At 57.5% G+C, this 18,100-nt stretch carries 18 protein-coding genes; 10 read left to right on the top strand and 8 right to left on the bottom strand.

Annotated features, from left to right (window positions below; all coding sequences use genetic code 11):
• Window positions 1–132 precede the first annotated feature (132 nt).
• The 3 genes from MPAL_RS07980 to dnaJ are packed head-to-tail and all read left to right on the top strand — an operon-like array spanning window position 133 to window position 3,630.
• Window positions 133–660 carry a nucleotide exchange factor GrpE gene (locus MPAL_RS07980; RefSeq protein WP_012618245.1) on the top strand — a complete coding sequence of 176 codons (528 nt, stop codon included), beginning with the start codon at window positions 133–135 and terminating at the stop codon, window positions 658–660.
• Window positions 653–2,554, top strand: a complete 1,902-nt coding sequence (gene dnaK / locus MPAL_RS07985) for a molecular chaperone DnaK (RefSeq protein ID WP_012618246.1) — start codon at window positions 653–655, stop codon at window positions 2,552–2,554. The genes MPAL_RS07980 and dnaK overlap by 8 nt, the downstream gene beginning before the upstream one ends.
• A gap of 17 nt (window positions 2,555–2,571) precedes the next feature.
• Window positions 2,572–3,630 carry a molecular chaperone DnaJ gene (gene dnaJ / locus MPAL_RS07990; RefSeq protein WP_012618247.1) on the top strand — a complete coding sequence of 353 codons (1,059 nt, stop codon included), beginning with the start codon at window positions 2,572–2,574 and terminating at the stop codon, window positions 3,628–3,630.
• Window positions 3,631–3,655: 25 nt separating this feature from the next.
• On the opposite strand, the gene MPAL_RS07995 is transcribed toward dnaJ, so the two are convergent.
• Window positions 3,656–4,009 (bottom strand): winged helix-turn-helix transcriptional regulator, encoded by a 354-nt coding sequence (locus MPAL_RS07995; protein WP_012618248.1) that lies wholly within the window; start codon window positions 4,007–4,009, stop codon window positions 3,656–3,658.
• A 122-nt stretch (window positions 4,010–4,131) separates the two neighbouring features.
• On the opposite strand from MPAL_RS07995, the gene MPAL_RS08000 reads away from it, so the two are divergent.
• From MPAL_RS08000 to MPAL_RS08025, 6 genes are all read left to right on the top strand, one after another.
• A complete protein-coding gene (locus MPAL_RS08000; RefSeq protein WP_012618249.1) occupies window positions 4,132–4,545 on the top strand; it encodes a (R)-mandelonitrile lyase in 414 nt (137 codons plus the stop codon).
• A 19-nt stretch (window positions 4,546–4,564) separates the two neighbouring features.
• Window positions 4,565–5,104 (top strand): flavodoxin family protein, encoded by a 540-nt coding sequence (locus MPAL_RS08005; protein WP_012618250.1) that lies wholly within the window; start codon window positions 4,565–4,567, stop codon window positions 5,102–5,104.
• A gap of 25 nt (window positions 5,105–5,129) precedes the next feature.
• Window positions 5,130–5,765 carry a flavodoxin family protein gene (locus MPAL_RS08010; RefSeq protein WP_012618251.1) on the top strand — a complete coding sequence of 212 codons (636 nt, stop codon included), beginning with the start codon at window positions 5,130–5,132 and terminating at the stop codon, window positions 5,763–5,765.
• 79 nt (window positions 5,766–5,844) lie between these two features.
• Window positions 5,845–7,023, top strand: coding sequence for an aldo/keto reductase (locus MPAL_RS08015; RefSeq protein ID WP_201763840.1), 1,179 nt, complete (start codon window positions 5,845–5,847; stop codon window positions 7,021–7,023).
• 275 nt (window positions 7,024–7,298) lie between these two features.
• Window positions 7,299–7,841, top strand: a complete 543-nt coding sequence (locus MPAL_RS08020) for a flavodoxin (protein WP_012618253.1) — start codon at window positions 7,299–7,301, stop codon at window positions 7,839–7,841.
• 53 nt (window positions 7,842–7,894) lie between these two features.
• Window positions 7,895–9,094 carry an aldo/keto reductase gene (locus tag MPAL_RS08025; protein WP_012618254.1) on the top strand — a complete coding sequence of 400 codons (1,200 nt, stop codon included), beginning with the start codon at window positions 7,895–7,897 and terminating at the stop codon, window positions 9,092–9,094.
• Between the two features lie 230 nt (window positions 9,095–9,324).
• Here MPAL_RS08025 and MPAL_RS08030 read toward each other — a convergent pair whose 3' ends face one another.
• The 6 genes from MPAL_RS08030 to MPAL_RS08055 form a co-directional block, all read right to left on the bottom strand.
• Window positions 9,325–10,899 (bottom strand): beta-ribofuranosylaminobenzene 5'-phosphate synthase, encoded by a 1,575-nt coding sequence (locus MPAL_RS08030; RefSeq protein WP_012618255.1) that lies wholly within the window; start codon window positions 10,897–10,899, stop codon window positions 9,325–9,327.
• A 122-nt stretch (window positions 10,900–11,021) separates the two neighbouring features.
• A complete protein-coding gene (locus tag MPAL_RS08035; RefSeq protein WP_012618256.1) occupies window positions 11,022–11,258 on the bottom strand; it encodes a hypothetical protein in 237 nt (78 codons plus the stop codon).
• Between the two features lie 100 nt (window positions 11,259–11,358).
• Window positions 11,359–12,693 (bottom strand): B12-binding domain-containing radical SAM protein, encoded by a 1,335-nt coding sequence (locus MPAL_RS08040; protein ID WP_012618257.1) that lies wholly within the window; start codon window positions 12,691–12,693, stop codon window positions 11,359–11,361.
• On the bottom strand, window positions 12,690–13,502 hold the full coding sequence (locus MPAL_RS08045; RefSeq protein ID WP_012618258.1) for a hypothetical protein: 813 nt from the start codon (window positions 13,500–13,502) through the stop codon (window positions 12,690–12,692). Before MPAL_RS08045 ends, MPAL_RS08040 begins: the two co-directional genes overlap by 4 nt.
• 120 nt (window positions 13,503–13,622) lie before the next feature.
• Window positions 13,623–14,180 (bottom strand): DUF6691 family protein, encoded by a 558-nt coding sequence (locus tag MPAL_RS08050; RefSeq protein WP_012618259.1) that lies wholly within the window; start codon window positions 14,178–14,180, stop codon window positions 13,623–13,625.
• A gap of 4 nt (window positions 14,181–14,184) precedes the next feature.
• The gene (locus MPAL_RS08055; RefSeq protein ID WP_012618260.1) at window positions 14,185–14,712 is read right to left on the bottom strand and encodes a YeeE/YedE thiosulfate transporter family protein; all 528 of its coding nucleotides are present in this window, start codon (window positions 14,710–14,712) and stop codon (window positions 14,185–14,187) included.
• A 109-nt stretch (window positions 14,713–14,821) separates the two neighbouring features.
• Between MPAL_RS08055 and MPAL_RS08060 the strand changes: the two genes are divergently transcribed.
• Window positions 14,822–16,009, top strand: a complete 1,188-nt coding sequence (locus MPAL_RS08060) for a M24 family metallopeptidase (protein WP_012618261.1) — start codon at window positions 14,822–14,824, stop codon at window positions 16,007–16,009.
• Window positions 16,010–16,012: 3 nt separating this feature from the next.
• Here MPAL_RS08060 and MPAL_RS08065 read toward each other — a convergent pair whose 3' ends face one another.
• On the bottom strand, window positions 16,013–18,010 hold the full coding sequence (locus MPAL_RS08065) for a monovalent cation:proton antiporter family protein (RefSeq protein WP_012618262.1): 1,998 nt from the start codon (window positions 18,008–18,010) through the stop codon (window positions 16,013–16,015).
• Window positions 18,011–18,100 lie beyond the last annotated feature (90 nt).

An 18,100-nucleotide genomic window follows, 5' to 3' on the forward strand; every position in this document is an offset into this window, starting at 1 on the left:
TCCGTCCAGGATCGACAGTCAGAGAAGAGGCGAACACAGTGACAGCAATCCTCTGGAATAGCGAGACGTTCGAGGTATACACCACAGCAGCTGAGAAAAACCTCTTAAACTCTGAGGACTATACCCCGTCAAATGACCGGTGATGCCATCGAGTTCACAAATCAGCAATTGACAGAGCAGATTGAAGATCTGAAGAAGGAACTTGGAGAACAGAAGCACCTGGCAGAAGAACGTCTCAACCAGATCCACTACCTTCAGGCGGACTTCGACAACTTCCGAAGATGGTCTGAAAAAGAGAGAGGGTCGATCGTCACCCTGGCCAACGAGCACCTGATCGGCGATCTCCTCGTCATCCTGGATGACTTCGATCGTGCCCTGCCAGCCCTTGAACAGGAGGAGAACCGGCAGGGGATCCAGATGATCCAGAAGAAACTGGTGAAGATCCTGAACGAGTACGGACTGCAGCCCATCGAATGCATGGGGAAGCGGTTCGACCCGAACCTCCACGAGGTACTCTGCAAGGAGCGATGCGACAAAGAACCCGACACCATCATCGAAGAGATCGGAAAGGGCTATCATCTGAAGTCGAAGGTGATCCGGCCATCAAAAGTAAAGATTTCAGAAAAAAATTCAGGAACCGTAGGTGAGCAGAATGAGTAAAGAAAAAATTATTGGAATCGATCTTGGAACATCCAACAGCGAGGCCGCGGTGATGCTCGGCGGAAAGCCGACGATCATCCCCTCGGCAGAGGGCGCCACCGTCGCCGGCAAGATGTTCCCCTCGTATGTCGCGTTCTCAACGGACGGCCAGCTCCTCGTCGGAGAGCCGGCCCGGAGGCAGGCCGTCAGCAACCCCGAAGGGACGGTGACGGCAGCCAAGCGGAAGATGGGCTCGGACCACATCTACAAAATCTTCGACAAGGAGTATACCCCCCAGCAGATCTCGTCATTCCTCCTGCAGAAGATCAAGCGGGATGCGGAGGCGTTCCTGGGCGAGACCATCACAAAGGCGGTGATCACCGTTCCCGCCTACTTCAACGACAACCAGAGGACCGCAACGAAGGATGCCGGGAAGATCGCCGGCCTCGACGTGGTGAGGCTCGTCAACGAGCCCACGGCCGCCTCGATGGCATACGGCCTCGACCGGGGCGGAGAGTATAAGATCCTGGTCTTCGACCTGGGGGGCGGCACGCTCGACGTGACGATCATGGAGTTCGGCGGCGGGACGTTCACGGTGCTCGCGACCTCAGGGGACACCCAGCTCGGCGGCACCGACATGGACAATGTGATCTACGAGTGGATCGCAGCCGAGTTCCAGAAGCTCGAGGGGATAGATATCCGGAACGATAAGATGGCGATCAACCGGGTGAAGGAGGCGGCCGAGAAGGCGAAGATCGAACTGTCGACCGTCCTTGAGACCGAGATCAACCTCCCGTACCTCTCCGCCACCCAGGCCGGCCCCAAACACCTCTCCCTGAAGCTCAGCCGTTCGAAGCTCGAGCAGCTCGTCGAACCGATCATCAAACGCTGCATCCAGCCGTTCGAACAGGCATTGAAGGACGCCAAGCTGAAGAAGGATGACATCCAGAAGGTGATCCTCGTCGGCGGACCCACGAGGATGCCCGTGGTCCAGAAGTTCATCGAGGACCACGTCGGAAAGAAGATGGAACGGGGGATCGACCCGATGGAGTGCGTGGCCATGGGTGCGGCCATCCAGGGAGCGATCCTCGGCGGCGAGATCACGGACATGGTCCTCCTCGACGTGACGCCCCTGACCCTCGGTATCGAGACCCTCGGCGGCGTGAGAACCGCGTTGATCGAACGGAATACGACGATCCCCACCAGAAAGAGCGAAGTATTCTCGACCGCCGCCGACCTCCAGACCTCGGTCACCATCCACGTGCTTCAGGGGGAACGCCCCCTGGCGGCCGACAACGTCAGCCTCGGGCAGTTCAACCTCGTCGGGATTCCGCCGGCACCGCGGGGGGTCCCCCAGGTCGATGTCACCTTCGACATCGATGCCTCGGGCATCCTCAATGTCTCGGCGAAGGACCGCGGCACCGGCAAGGAGCAGAAGATGACCATCACCGCCTCGACAAAGCTGGCAGAGAACGATGTCAGGAAGATGGTCGACGAGGCCAAGCAGTATGAAGCGCAGGACAGGGAGCGGAAAGAGGAGATCGAAGCCCGCAACGCCGCCGATTCCCTGATCTATACGGCCGACAAGACAAAAGCCGATCTCGCCGGCAAGGTGAGCGCTGAGCTGATCGAAAAGATGAATGCGGCGATCGTAACATTGAAAGCAGCACTGGAAGGGAAGGATACCCCCAGAATCAAATCGGAGACCGAGAAACTCCAGACCGTGCTGGGAGAGGTCGGATCTGCCGTCTACCAGGAGGAAGCCGCCCGGCAACAGGCGCAGGAACAGGCGGGGACGCAGACTGGTTCGGCCGGCTGGGAGAGCAACGGCAGCGGACAGGCACAGGGGGAAGAGAGCAAAAACCCCGATGAAAACGTTGTGGACGCCGATTTCAAGGTCCATGACGAGAAGTAACATTTTTTCTGACGTCGATGGAGAAGAAGGATTATTATGAAGTTCTGGGCGTCAAAAAAGACGTCTCCCAGGACGATCTGAAGAAGGCGTTCCGGCAGCTGGCGAGAAAATTTCACCCTGACCTCAACAAGGGGAGCAAGGACGCAGAGGAGAAGTTCAAGGAGATCAACGAAGCCTACCAGGTGCTGAGCGACCCGCAGAAGAAGGCCGAGTACGATCAGGTGGGACGGACAGAGTTTAAACCGGGGGATTCCGCCACCTATAAGCCGCCAAGCTACGACGATCTCTTCCGGGACTTCGGGTTAGGGGACATCTTCAATGCCTTCTCCGGGGGGTCGGGGAGGGCAAGAAGCCGGGCAGGCGCAGACCTCCGGTTTGATCTCGAGATCTCTCTCTCCGACGCCTTCTATGGGATGAAAAAGATCGTCGAGGTTCCCCACAGTTATGAGTGCAGCACCTGCAAGGGAACGGGTGCACAGCCCGGTTTCATCCGCGACTGCCCCACCTGCAAGGGAACCGGCGAGATCAGAGCGATTCAGCGGTCCGGCCGTCAGCAGGTGGTGAATATCGCCCCCTGCCCCGACTGCGGCGGGCGTGGTAAGATCATTGGAAAGCCCTGCGAGGCCTGCCAGGGAAAAGGGTCGACACGCAGGACGAGAAGGATCGAGGTATCGATCCCACGGGGAGTCGAGGACGGCCAGTTCCTGCGAGTCGCCGGCGAGGGAGAGCCGGGTGAAAACCAGGGTGCCCCGGGCGACCTGTACATCGTCGTCCATATCAAACGTCATGATACGTTCGAGAGGCACGGCGTCGACCTCCAGAGTACCGCAACCATCGGGCTCGGCCCGGCTCTCCTCGGCGGGGAGGTCCAGGTGCCCACTCTCACCGGAACGGCGATGCTGACGATCCCCCCCGGCACCCAGAGCCATACCCGCTTCCGTCTTCGGGAACAGGGGATGCACTATCTGAACTCTGACAACCGGGGAGACCTGCTGGTCCGGGTCGTCGTCAAGATACCTGAAACGCTGACCCCGGAGCAGAAGAGACTGGTGAAGGAGGCCTTTTCGGTCAAATAGTGAGCATCAGATATCCAGCGGCCGGTTATTCCTCACACTTGAACTCGATGTCGTCATTCATGTGTTCATATCCCCAGTCACAGAGCTGGTCAAGGATCGGGATGAGGGATTGTGCGGTCTCGGTGAGTGAATACTCCACCTTCGGCGGGACCTGGGCGTACACCGTTCTGGTGACCAGGCCATCTTTTTCAAGTTCGCGGAGCTCTTTTGTCAGCATCCTCTGAGTGATCCTGGGCGTTACCTTGCTCACGATCTGGTTAAAACGCAACGTCCCGTCCTTGAGTTGATAGATGACCAGCGGTTTCCATTTGCCCCCGATCACATCCAGGGTTGCCTCGATTCCCCAGTTGTACTTGTATTTTTTCTGCGTGGTATCCATCAGTATCAAACCTGTCAGTATGGTACATAGTTGTTTGTACATCCTATAAACGCTATACCTTCATTATATGTACCATAACCATCCCAGGAGATCTCTGTGCCAGAGTAACGGGTGAATGTCATATGGATACATCAAATGATTTACAGGAACGGGAAATCTTCCCGAAAGGAGAAGAGATTACGAACGAATATTTCCGTGGGACGGCATGGCTTCAGGTACTGGTTCCCAATGACAGCACATTGCATTGCCCGACCTATAACGTTACGTTTGAACCGGGCGCACGGAACAACTGGCATAAACATCCCGGCGGCCAGATCCTGCTCGTTACCGGCGGCAGAGGATTCTACCAGGAAGAGGGTAGGCCGGCACGGGTGCTTCATCCAGGGGACGTGGTAACGATCCGTCCGGACGTGAAACACTGGCATGGTGCCGCACCGGACAGTGGGCTCACCCATATCGCCATCAGTACGAATGCAGAACTGGGAGAGGCCGAGTGGCTGGAACCCGTCACCGATGAGGAATATTCAAATTTATAACAGTAATAAGGGGAGAATCATGAGTCGAAACGTTGTAATTATATCAGCCAGTCCGAGAAAACACGGAAATTCCGATCTGCTGTGTGACCGGTTCATGGCTGGTGCACAGGATGCCGGTCACCAGGTTGAGAAAATATTCCTGAGAGATTGGAAGATAAATTACTGTCTTGCATGCGACGATTGCAAAAGGAACGGAGGAATCTGTGTTCAGGAGGATGATATGGCTGAAATTCTGGAAAAAATTCTGGCGGCCGATGTCATGGTCATGGCAACCCCGGTGTATTATTACACCATGGATGCGCAGATGAAGACCCTGATCGACAGGACGTATGCAAAGTTTACCGAAATCAGCAATAAGGACATGTATTTCATCGTTACTGCGGCTGACACCCGAAAAGAATCACTGGAAAGGACGATAGAGGGATTCAGAGGGTTTACTTCCTGTTTCAGCGGCTTGAACGAGAAGGGAATTATCTATGGAACCGGTGCATGGAAGATCGGGGACATCACAGGAAGCCAGGCGATGGATCAGGCATATGCGATGGGAAAGACGGTCTGACCGATAATCATCAGGAGGAAGAGAAATGAAGGTATTACTGGTAAACGGCAGCCCTCACAGGAAGGGCTGCACCTGGACGGCTCTCAACGAAGCAGCAAAAACCCTGAACGAAGAAGGGATCGAGACGGAAATTTTCTGGATCGGTATCAAACCGCTTGCCGGCTGTATCGCCTGCAAGACGTGTGCCAAAAAGGGCCGCTGCGTGTTTGACGACACAGTCAATGAGTTCCTGGACATCGCAAAGGATGCGGATGGATTCATCTTCGGATCGCCGGTACACTACGCTTCGGCAACCGGTGCGATGACCTCCTTCATGGACCGCGTCTTCTATACCAACATGCAGGCAGGAAGACAGGTGTTCTCCCTGAAACCGGCGGCCGCAGTCGTTTCCGCACGAAGGGCAGGGACGACGGCCACCTTCGACCAGCTCAACAAGTATTTCACCATCTCGGAGATGCCGGTCATATCTTCCCGTTACTGGAACATGGTTCACGGGGCAGCGCCGGAGGATGTGGAGAAAGACCTCGAAGGCCTGCAGACCGTGCGGATACTCGCCCGGAACATGGCGTTCTTCCTGAAGTGCAAGGAAGCGGGTCTCAGGGCGGGTGTGAAACTTCCGATGCAGGAAAAAACAGTTTTCACGAACTTTATCCGGGACTGATTATCGTGCACCACGACAGGAGAGGATCGTTGTTGAAGACAGGGCTGCAGGTTTCTGGAATTCTTCGGAAGAACCACAGATGAAGAGTACAGCAACCAAAAGAGGGGTTGTCAGCATGGACCAAAAATTTGGTTTCGGATGTATGAGACTGCCGCTTCTGGACAAGAACGATCAGACATCCTTCGATTATAAGACGTTCAACCAGATGGTGGATACCTTTCTGGAGAAAGGCTTCACGTACTTCGACACCGCGTATACCTACCATGGTTTCCGGGCAGAGGAAGCGGTCCGGGAAGCCCTCGTCAAGAGACACAGGAGGGACGAGTACACCCTGGCCTCCAAGTTTCCCATGAGGGATTTCCAGTCCGCAGCGGATATGGAACGGATCTTTACCGAGCAGCTCACAAACTGCGGCGTTGAATATTTCGACTATTACCTGCTTCATAACGTCGGCGTGAACGCCTATAAGAAGGCCTGCCAGTTCGATACCTTTGGGTTTGTCCAAGGGAAAAAGCGGGAGGGGAGGATCAGACACGTCGGCATATCCTTCCACGATACGCCGGAGTTGCTAGACGAGATTCTAACCGCTCACCCCGAATTGGACTTTGTCCAGCTGCAGATCAATTATATCGACTGGGAAAATCCCGGCATTCAATCCCGGAGATGCCACGAGGTGGCAAGAAAGCATGGAAAGCCGATCGTGGTTATGGAGCCCTGCAAGGGTGGGAACCTTGCCCTTGTCCCGGAAAGAGCAGACCGTCTGATGAAGGAATACAACCCGACGGCGTCTGTCCCGTCCTGGGCCATACGGTTTGCCGCCAGCCAGGAGGGCGTGATGATGGTGCTCAGCGGTATGAGTACCCTTGCGCAGGTGCTCGACAATACATCCTCTATGGCGGACTTTGAGCCCCTGAACCCGGAAGAGTACGAGATCATCGGGCAGGTCGTCGACATCATCAATGAAACCACGGCCATTCCCTGCACGAACTGCAGATACTGTGAGGGAGACTGTCCCCAGACGATCGCGATCCCGGATTATTTCGCACTCTATAACAGTTCAAAACGTGCGGTGACCGGCAATATTTCCAGCCAGTTCGTGTACTACATCAATCTCACCGCCCTTCACGGCAGGGCCGGCGACTGTATCGAATGCAGGCAGTGTGAAAGCGCCTGCCCGCAGCATCTGAAGATCACAGAACTGCTCAGAGATGTCTCTGCGGCCTTCGATGTGACACCCGCGTTCCCGACCCGGAAGTAAGAGGTGCAGTAGAGGAATCAAAAAACTGCAGAGAGGAACCACGGGGAATAGCACTTCGATGTTTCGGGAATCTCTCAATGATGATAGGGGTGCCGCATCGAGTCCCTGGGTGTCCTTGAATTATCAGGAGCCTATCTCATTAGTATCAGATATGTCAGTATGGTACATGTTTGTTCGTACACCATATTTATGCCATACCGGTTTTACCTATACCATAATCGATCAGGGAATTGAGACCTCTCAAGAGAAGAAAGCAGACGTGAACGTGAGGAACAATGAACGTATCTGATTCAAACTGTCTGATCGCCTATTTTTCGCGCCCAGGCAACAACTATGTCGACGGAGGGATCGTGAACCTGCCGGCCGGCAACACTGAAGTCGTAGCAACGATGATCCGGGAAATAACCGGGGGTGATCTGTTTCATATCGAATCGGTGACTGCGTATCCCGAGGATTATACAGAGACCACCGAGGTAGCCCAGCAGGAGCTTCGCGCCAATGCTAGACCGAAGCTCACCCATCACCTGGAAATTCCGGACTCCTATGATCTGATCTTCCTCGGCTACCCCAACTGGTGGGGAACGATGCCGATGCCGGTCTTCACCTTCCTGGAGGAATACAATCTCGCCGGAAAGACCATCGCCCCGTTCTGCACGCACGAGGGAAGTGGCATTGGGCGGAGTGTCGCAGATATTAAAAAAACCTGCCCGCAGTCAACCGTCCTGCATAGTCTTGCCATCCGTGGCGGCAGGGTAAAAAAAGCACAGGATGAGATAGCCGGGTGGCTGCAGGAGATCGGATTGACTGCGAACACGTAACCACTTTTTCTGTCAGGAATAGAGCATGGATCATCAAAAAAAGGTGAATGAAAATGTTATATCGGAAAATTCCCAAAAACGGGGATGAACTGTCCATCCTAGGATTCGGATGTATGCGTCTTCCCGTGAGAGCGGACGGATCGATCGATGAAGAACGGGCAACGAAACAGGTACGCGACGCGATCGACCACGGGGTGAACTATGTCGATACGGCCTGGCCCTATCATATGGGACAGAGCGAGCCTTTCGTGGGTCGTGCCCTGGCCAACGGGTACCGCGAGAAGGTGAACCTCGCAACAAAACTCCCATCCTGGCTCATCGAAAAGCGGGAGGATATGGATACGTTCCTGAATGCCCAGCTGGAGAGACTCAGGACTGACCATATCGACTATTATCTCATCCATGCACTCGTAGGTGATCTGTGGGATGCGGTTGAGAAACTGGGTGTGGCCGATTTCCTTGACAAAGCCAGGGCTGACGGCAGAATCAGAAACGCGGGGTTCTCCTTCCATGGTGCAGGAGATGATTTCAACCGGATCGTCGACGCCTATGACTGGGATTTCTGTCAGATCCAGTACAACTTCCTGGACGAGAAGAACCAGGCAGGCACAGCAGGTCTGGAGTACGCGGCCTCGAAGGGCCTTGGCATCATCATCATGGAACCCCTCAGGGGAGGGAACCTCACCAAAACTGTGCCTTCTGTCGTGAGAGAGATCTGGGACGAGGCCCTAGTGAAACGGACCCCAGCAGAGTGGGCTCTTCGCTGGATCTGGAACCATCCGGAGGTCACGGTCGTCCTCTCCGGAATGAACGATGAGACGCACATCCAGGAAAACCTCAGCGTTGCAGACCAGGCATACCCGAACTCTCTGACAGAAGCGGAACTGCAGCTGGTAAAAAAAGTTGAGAGTACATATCGTGAACTGATGAAAGTGAGCTGCACCGGCTGCAGGTACTGCATGCCCTGTTCTTCAGGAGTGAACATCCCGCTCTGTTTCGAAGAGTACAACAACCTGTACCTGGTCGACAACCCTGAAGAGGAGAAGTTCATGTATGCTGCACGGCTGGGCGGCGCTGTCGCTCTCGGGGAATCTGAATTTGCATCCATGTGCGTCCAATGCGGACAGTGCGTTGAAAAATGCCCCCAGCATATCGATATCCCGGCAGTTCTCGAATCTGTTGTGGCAGAACTCGAAGGACCTGACTTCGAGCAGCGAGTGGCCATGGCACGACAGATGTTCAAACAGACGTAAACAGCAAGAACGGTTCAGAAAAGGTATCGGTTGATCTGTCATCAATCAAAAAAGAGAAGATGGTGGGCAACCGTCACCCACCAGTATCGTTCAAGGCATCACCGATCGGTCATCAATCCTTCACGACATCATCTGTGCTGAGAAGATGCATTGATTACTGAACTGAGCAGGAGATCTGCAGTCAGGGTCATGGCCTGCCAGATATCACCTCTCCTTTTACCAGGTACCCGTCAATAGACCGCCCCATGGTTCCTGCCCCTGGTGACGATCACCTCTCCACCCTGCTCGCCGAAGGTCTCTGTTGCTGCATGAGTGATGCCGGCGAGGTCGCCATAGGTGATCGCGTAGACGGTGGGGCCGAAGGAACTGAGGCCGGCACACGCCGCCCCTGCCTGCCTGAGTTCGCGGATCAGGGCCGGCACCACCGGATCCTGCAGGCTCGTCTCCACCTTCTTGAACCCGAGGGTCTGGATCGCGTTCACTGAATCGGCGAAGAGGCCCAGGTCCTCCTCAGCGATGCCGGGGAGCATGCGGGTCATGATCTCGTGGCAGATCTGCCGGACGTCCTCGATCGGGACCGGGCAGTAGTCCCGGAAGATGTTCACCTCCTGTGCACCCTCGACATTCGTCCCCTTATTGGGGATCGCGAGGACGATCTTCCAGGCTTCCGGGAAGGAGAGCCGGGCGCAGACCGTTGCAGGGGTCACCGCCGTCGACGCAGACGATGGTTGAAACCCGTGCTTTTCACCATGCGGGCCGAAGCTGTGCCCGCCATCCAGGATGAATCCCCCATGCCCGAAGGCCGCCGTCCCGATCCCCGAGGTCCCGCCCCGTCCCACGATCGCCGCGATCCTCCTGACAGAGAGGTTCAGGTTATAGAGCCTGGAGACGGCCGCCCCGGTGGCCAGAGCGAGCTGGGTCCCGCTCCCGAGGCCGGTGTGCTGCGGCATCGATCGCTTCACCGTGATCGCGGCGCCACCCCGGATACCAGCCGCATTCAGCACCTTCCTGGCTGCCTCGAGCACCCGCCGGTGGACCTCGGGGGTACCGCCCGTGACGGTGAGGTCCTCCCCCCTCTTCACCTCGATGCCGGTGCAGGGGTTCATCAGAGTGATCCCGATCCCGCCGTCGACCCGCCCGAGCCCGCCGTGCATATCGATCAGCCCCAGGTGGAGCCGCGACGGAGCCTCGACCCGGATGCTCTGCTCCTCCGCTGGGGTCGGTAACGCGGCGCCGACCTGGCCGGAGATCCAGACCCCTTCCCAGAGCGCCGGCGAGAAGATCTCCTCGATGAAGATCAGCGGCTGCTGCTCGTGAACGATACAGTACCGCCGGGAGAAGAGGACGGACTCAGCCGGGGCATCGAAGGTGCGGGAGAGGTTTCTGTCGGCACGGATCGAGCGGATATCCCGGATCTCCCGCCTGGTCTCCATATGGTACCGCTGGAGTATCCTGCCGATCGGGATATCGGCGGCCATCAGGTCGTCCCGAAACTCGGGTCCGAGGCGATCGAGCGGGGTGTGAGAGATGGCGTGGACATAGGTCCGTGTACTCTCCGAACCGACCAGGTCCACAACCCGGAAGTTGATCAGGTCGCCGGCCTCGATCCCCAGGTCCGCCGCCTCGTCGCGGTCTGCTCGCACCACCTGCTGGGCGAGGGTATGCACCTCGATTGGCTCGCCGGCCACCACCTCGAGGAGATTGGTGACCGATCCGTCCGTGAGGAGAAGGATCTTCTGGAGGGGGGAGACCGGGCTGGACTGTTCCAGTTCCTTGAGCATCGATAGGAGATTTGAGGCTGACATCTGCTTTTTTCCCGTAGGACCGGGGAGTATTTAAGAAGAGCGAAATGGGATCGGAGATTCCCAAACTGATTTACCGGAACCGGGACGACTGAAGAGGACCCAAAGATGAGGAGGGGAGACCCTCACATCTTCTCCATCGATGCCCTGAGTATCTTCATCGTCTCGACCTTGTACTGGAGTTGTTTGATACAGTTCTCCTTGTGCATGATCTTCTCGTCGAACATCCGAAGCTTGATCTTCTTCTTCGTCGGATCGTCGAGTTTCTCCCAGATCATCTTCATGCAGGGGTTCCCCTCCATGCCAGGGTGTACCATACCGTGGTGCTCCATATCCATTCCATGATGTTCCATATCCATCATACCATCTCCATCCGGTGCAGTTTCCCGGCACACACCGAATGATCGCCCCCTTCGCCCCCGGGTCACTTATAGATTGTGGAGAAACGGGGACGTGAAGGGATCAATCATCGGCCGGAGTGACCCGGCGACCGTCGAAGGTCTCCCGGGTCTGCCGGATCCTCGACTCCAGCCACTGATGATCGAACGCTGACGGAAAGACGAACTTCACCTGGTTGGAGAACTCCCAGTCCTCCCAGTCCCGGGGATCGGCCACCCGCTCGAAGAGCGGGGTCCCGGGGAGCGGGAGTGGAACGGTGAACCAGGCCTCGTCGAGCGGAAGGGAGAGGGAGAGGGCGAAGGTCTTCTCGATCGATTCGACTGTCTCGCCGGGGTACCCGACCATGAAGAACCCGGCCGTTCCCACCCCTGCCTGGGAGAAGAGGTGGACGGCCCTGACCCCCTGCTCGACGGTCACCTTCTTCTTCATCAGGCGGAGGGTCTCGTCGCTTCCGGACTCGAGCCCCAGATACACCCTGATGCACCCGGCCCGCTTCATCAGGTCCACCAGGTCCGGGGTGAGCCGGTCCACCCGTGAGAGGCAGGTCCAGGCGATCGGGCTGCCGCGACGGATCATCTCTTCGCAGAACCGGGCCAGGTATCCGGTGTCGAGGGTGAAGCAGTCGTCGGCGATCCAGAGACCGTCGTACCCGAGGGCCATGATCTCCTCGATCTCCTGAAAGACCCGCTCGAGCGGGGGCTTGCGGAAGACGTCTCCCCAGACCGGCTTGGAACAGAAGTCACAGGCGAACGGGCACCCGCGGGTGATGATCAGGCTGGTCTGCTTCATACCTCCGGACGCCTCCATCGCCTGCTGGTAGCGCCGGTGGTCGAACTGACTCCGGTCTGGGAGCGGCAGGCGATCCAGAATCGCCGAGGGGTTATGCACCGGCGGGGAAGACCTGACCTCTCCGTCCAGTACCAGGTACATCCCCGGGTAGTCAGTGACGTCGACCCCTGAGACCCACCCCTGTTTCGCCCCTGCGGTGATGTAGTCCCGGCAGAACCGCGGAAATACCAGGTCCCCCTCCCCAAGAGAGAGCAGGTCGAACTCCCCGGCGAAGATCGCCGGATTGACCGTGGGCAAGGGGCCGCCGGCGGTGAAGAGGGTCGCCGGGAGGCGGGCACGGAGAGACCGGAGGAGCATCAACGCATTGGCGCTCATCGTCACCATGATCGAGATCCCGACGATGGCCGGCTTGAGGGCGATGATCCGGTTCAGGGCGTCCGGTACCGTCATAAACGTGCAGTCGACGATACTCACCGGGAGGCCGAGGTCCCGGATCTGGCTGGCCAGGCCGGCGATCCCGAGGGGCGGAAAGAGTTTGTCGACCGGGTCCAGATCCCGGAAGTAGGGATAGACCAGAACGACTCCGCTTGGTTGTGATGCATCGATCATGTCAAACCCCCGACGGTGAACTCGATGCGGTAACGCACCTCGTTCGGAACCACCATGCCATCCGGACTCTCCACCTCGACAGCGAACCCGGCCCAGCCGAGGTCCTCCCCCATCTCCCTGCCCCAGAAGATCTTCGATTGTAGTGGCGGGGAGGTCGAGATCGCTGCGATGCTGAACCGGATCTGATGCACCGGGTCATACAGCGATTTGGCACCCCTCTCCCTGGACAGCTCCTCCCACCCGGGTGGAGGGGGGACGATCCCCCCGATCCATCCCGTCACGAAACAGTCGGCACTCAACTCGTTCAACAGACAGACGGTTCCGACCGGACCAGCGAGGCGACGGACCCGTGCCGAGATATCGACCGCCGTACCGGTGATCTGGTAGGTGAACGTGACCTCGGCAGTGGGGGGAATGGACTCGAAGACCGGGTGAATCCCAAACAGAGAGCGGAGCGGCATCACCGGGACCATCAGCAGACGCTGAAGCCCGGGGTGGCGCATGTAGGCTCCGATCCCTGACTCGATCGACCGGGTGAGACTGGGAGAGACAAAACCGAGGATACTCCAGCTCATTCTGGTGTCGACCAGGAACGTCCGGATGACGATTCCTTCCCCGCCAGGGCTATCCTTGCTGGTTCGGGAGAAGCAGGTGAACCCGGGGCACCTGATAGCCACGCTGCCGATCCCCATCCCCTCGCCGGTCAGGTTCTCTCCGCCGAAGCAGACGAGCAGCCCCCTGGCGAGTCCTTCAGATATTCCTTCACCGAGGTATCCCAAGTCAGGGACGATGCTGATACCAGCCATCATGTCCGCTCCATACGGTCAATCTGGCGCTCCGACTATATAGTCATGGTGTGGAATGGGCCGGCCATCCACCTCTGCAAACCTCCAGATCAAAAAAATAAGCATTCATCGGCCCCACCTGATTCAGAACCCGAGATACCCGAGCACCAGCAGGAACCCGATCATCCCAACCTCCATTACGGCGATCACGATCCAGACGTTCAGATGCAGGAACTCGGGCACCGTCCTGGCCGGGAAGGGGAGATAGATGAGCACCCGGGTCTTCAACCTGGGGTAGAGGCGTGCGAAGATCCCAGACCCGATCAAGAGCCCGACCATTCCGCCAGCGAGGGCATCGAGGGCCCCGGTTCCGACCGCACCGGCCACCGTCCCCGGGCAGTACCCGAGCAGGGCAAACCCGGCCCCGAAGATCAGCCCGCCGATCACGTTCGAACCGACTGTCCCTTCGGCGGCATGAAGTTCCACAAGCCCGAACTGTTTGAGCAGGTGAAACCCGACCATCCCGACGATCACCGCCGAGAGCATCACCTTCAGCACCGTGAAGTCGGTGAGCAGGAGCTGCCCGATGATCACGTCGTACCTGGTAACCCCGCCTTTCTGGAGCAGAAACCCGAAGACGATCCCGAAGAGGAGGCCGAGCACGATCTGGGCTCTCTTATTGGCATGGAGAGAGGTCAGCATCGTTTCACACCCCCGCAACCACCCGGAAGATCAACACCGCGACGCCGATCCCGCCGGCAAAGAAGCAGCCGGCAGCGATCATCGAAGCGAGGGAGAGCTGGATGGACCCGCTGATCCCGTGACCGCAGGTGCATCCGCCAGCCCAGCGTGCACCGAGGCCGAGCAGGATCCCGCCGGCCAGGGCGATGACGATCCGGATCACCGGGCTGTACCCGAACGTTCTTCCCCAGAGATCCGGTACCCAGAAGAGATGGAACTTGCCCGAGAGAATGGCCGATATGAACGCCCCGATGATCACCCCCGGTATGATCATCAACGACCAGTCCACTGCAGGGACGATCTCCTGATAATACTCCATCGCTTCAGTCTTTTTTGCATCAAAAGCCATCCCTATCAATCCCCGGGCCTTGACAAACGCTGTCGAGCAGCCGAGGGGCCGGTTGGAGAGGAGGAAGACGAGGCAGGTCAGGAGACCGATGCCGCCGCCGGCGATATAGGGCGACCATACAGGCTCTGTTAAGAATTCAAACATTCTTATGACTCCTTCTGCCTGATTGGTTCGGAGAGATATCAACCTACGTAATTCGGTTTTTTTGTCCGATATTATCTGTTAAATACCACTTACTCTAAGGGATACTCAGATGAAGGTTCCCTCCAATGAACTGAGAGCCCGCATGGACCGTTTTTTATTACAGATGGAGATCACAGAGCCGGACTGGGAGATCGTAGCCCTCTTTGGCAAGATCAACCTCTACTACTTCACCGGTACCATGCAGGAGGGAATGCTGCTCATCCCCCGCAGAGGGGCGCCTATCTTCTGGGTCCGTCGGAGTTATGAACGGGCACTGAACGAGTCACGCTTTTCCGATATCAGAAAGATGAACAGTTTTCGGGATGTCGCAGCAGCGATGAGTCAGGACCCGCTGACCGTTCATCTGGAGATGGAACTGGTGCCGCTGGCCCTGCTTCAGCGTCTGCAGAAGTACCTCCCTATTAAAGAGGTGAAACCGGTCGATGCGCGGGTTATGGCTGTCAGGGCTGTGAAGAGCCACTATGAGATCACGCTGACCCGGCAGTCCGGGAAGATCCATCGGCATGTCATGGAGGACTGTCTGCCAGACCTCCTCTTCGAAGGGATAAGCGAGGCTGAGTTCGGGGGGGATCTCTACGCCCTGATGGTCAGGAAGGGGCACCAGGGGATCGCCCGGTTTGGAATGTTCAACACTGAGATGGCCGTGGGACAGATCGGTTTTGGTGAGAGCTCGATCTACCCGACCTCCTTCGACGGTCCGGGTGGGAACTATGGGATGTATCCCGCAGTACCGCTGCTGGGCAGCCGCGAGAGGAGATTGAAAAATGGGGATCTGGTCTTCGTCGACGTTGGGTGTGGATTTGGGGGGTACAACACCGACAAGACGATGACCTACATGTATGGAAGACCATTGCCTGACGAGGTGATCGAGGTGCACCATGAATGCGTCGCGATCCAGGATCGGATGGCAGCCATGCTCAGGCCAGGGACTGTCCCGTCAGAGATCTATGCGACCGTCATGGATGACCTGGAACCCAGGTTTTTACAGAACTTTATGGGATATGGTAAACGGCAGGTGCAGTTCCTCGGTCACAGCATCGGGCTGCAGATCGATGAAACCCCAGTCATCGCCAGGGGCTTTGACCTCCCGATCCAGGAAGGGATGGTCTTTGCTCTTGAGCCGAAGAAGGGGATGCCGGGAGTCGGGATGGTCGGCATTGAGAATACCTACCTGGTCACCTCATCCGGCGGAGAGTGCCTCACCGGGGAGAGCCTCGGCCTGATCCCGATCTACTGAAGGTCAATCTGATGGATTGGCTCCTTCCTCAAAGAGATCCCGGAGCCGGGAGATGTCCTCCAGTTCCCCAAAGACGATCACCTCATCTCCAGAGACGAGCAGAGTATCGCCAGCGGGGTTCGAGATGGTCTCCCTTCCTCTCCTGATCGCGACGACCGATACTCCGTACTGATTCCGAAGTTCTAACACTGCCAGGGACCGACCGCAGACGCTGGAATGCGGGTCGACCATCAGGATGCTGATATCCAACGAAGGACTTGTCCCTGCAAGATCGGTGAGATCTGAAGAGATGGATGACGGGGTCCGGAGCATCTGATAGGTGTCGGCACGGACTTCTCGGACGAACCGCTCGATCGTCCTCTGTGGAATCAGGTACTTCTTCAGCACCCGTGTGAAGATCTCCACCGACGTCTCAAACTCCTCAGGGATCACCTCATCTGCGCCCAAATCGAGAAGGGTGGTCGCCTCCGAGGTGAACCGGGTCCGGACAATGATATACAGATTCCGGTTCATCTGTCGGGCCAGGCTGGTTACGGCACGGGTCGAGAGGGTATCGTTGATGACGATCACCAGGATCCGGGCCGTTTCGATTCCGGCGTGAGTCAGAATCTCAGGGCAGGTCGCGTCACCAAAGAAGATCGGCTCCCCCTTCCCTCGCTCCGCAGCGACAGTATCCGGGTTCAGATCGATGATCCGATACGGGATTGTGCCGGCCTTCGCCACCTTAGCGAGGTTCCTGCCATTCAACCCATAGCCGACGATCACCAGATGGCCGCTGAGTGGCTCGGCCAGGATGACATCATCCTTCAGCGATCGTGTCCTGATCACCTGCGCCAGCGGACTCTGACCGACCCGGTCGGCCACCCGCGGTCCAACGGCTATAGCCAGCGGAGCGAGGGACATCGTCAGGACCGCCACAGCCAGGAAGACCTGTTCGGTCGCATCGGTGAAGAGGCCATATCCCTTCCCGGCCGTCGAGAGGATGAAGGCGAACTCCCCGATATTTGCAAGTGCCAGCCCTGACATGATCACGGTCCGGAGGGAATGACCGAGAATGAAAGCAGCGCCGCCTGACAGGACCGCCTTCACCAGAATGACGCCGATCGCGAGCGCGATGATGATCCCCGGATGGGCGATCATGTACCCGAGGTCCAGCAGCATCCCGATGGAGATGAAGAAGAAACTGGTGAAGATCTCGCGAAACGGCAGGATACTGGCGAAGGCCTGGTGGAAGTACTCGGACTCTGAGAGGGTGAGGCCGGCGAGGAAGGCGCCGAGGGCGATCGAAAGGCCGACCTCGGCGGTGATATAGGTGATCGCAAAGCAGATCAGAATGATACTTAAGAGGAAGACCTCGGGGTTCCGTGTACCCGTGATCCGGTTCATGAACCAGGGGATCACGTAGATGGAACTCCCAATGACGAAGACCAGCAGGAGAACCATGGTGACGCCGAGGTTGACGATCGAACCGAGGATGTCCGAGGTCTGGCCGGCCAGGATCGGGAGGGCGACGAGCATCGGGATCGTGATGATATCCTGGAAGATCCCGATGCCGAAGCTGACCCTTGCATGCGGGCTCTCCAGTTCCGCCCGGTCCTGGAAGATCTTCAGGGTGATGGCGGTGCTGCTGGGGCAGACGAGAAAACCGATGAAGAGGGCCTGATTGGTGGGCACCCCGAAGAGGGAGAGAATCCCCACCACCACTGCAATGGTGAGGAAGACCTGGAGACCTCCACCGATCAGGACGATCTTCTTCATCTCAAAGAGTTTCCGGAAGGAGAACTGCATCCCGATCGTAAAGAGGAGGAAGATGATCCCGATCTCTGCCAGGGCGTCGACGATCGTTCGGTCAGGGATCAACCCGAACCCATAGGGGCCGATGAGGATACCAGTGATGATGAACCCGACGATCCCGGGGATCCGGAACCGGTTCCCGATGGCGATGATGACGAGGGCGAAGGCGCAGATGATGATGATATTGGCGAGGTATCCGGTGATCATGATCGTTCACAACAGGTTTAACTGATCTGGTATGGCAGGTCCTGCCATATAGGCACGGTGGAGTCCGGCAAGGACCGGACACTCACTCAC

Source organism: Methanosphaerula palustris E1-9c (assembly GCF_000021965.1).
Classification (GTDB): Archaea; Halobacteriota; Methanomicrobia; order Methanomicrobiales; family Methanospirillaceae; genus Methanosphaerula; species Methanosphaerula palustris.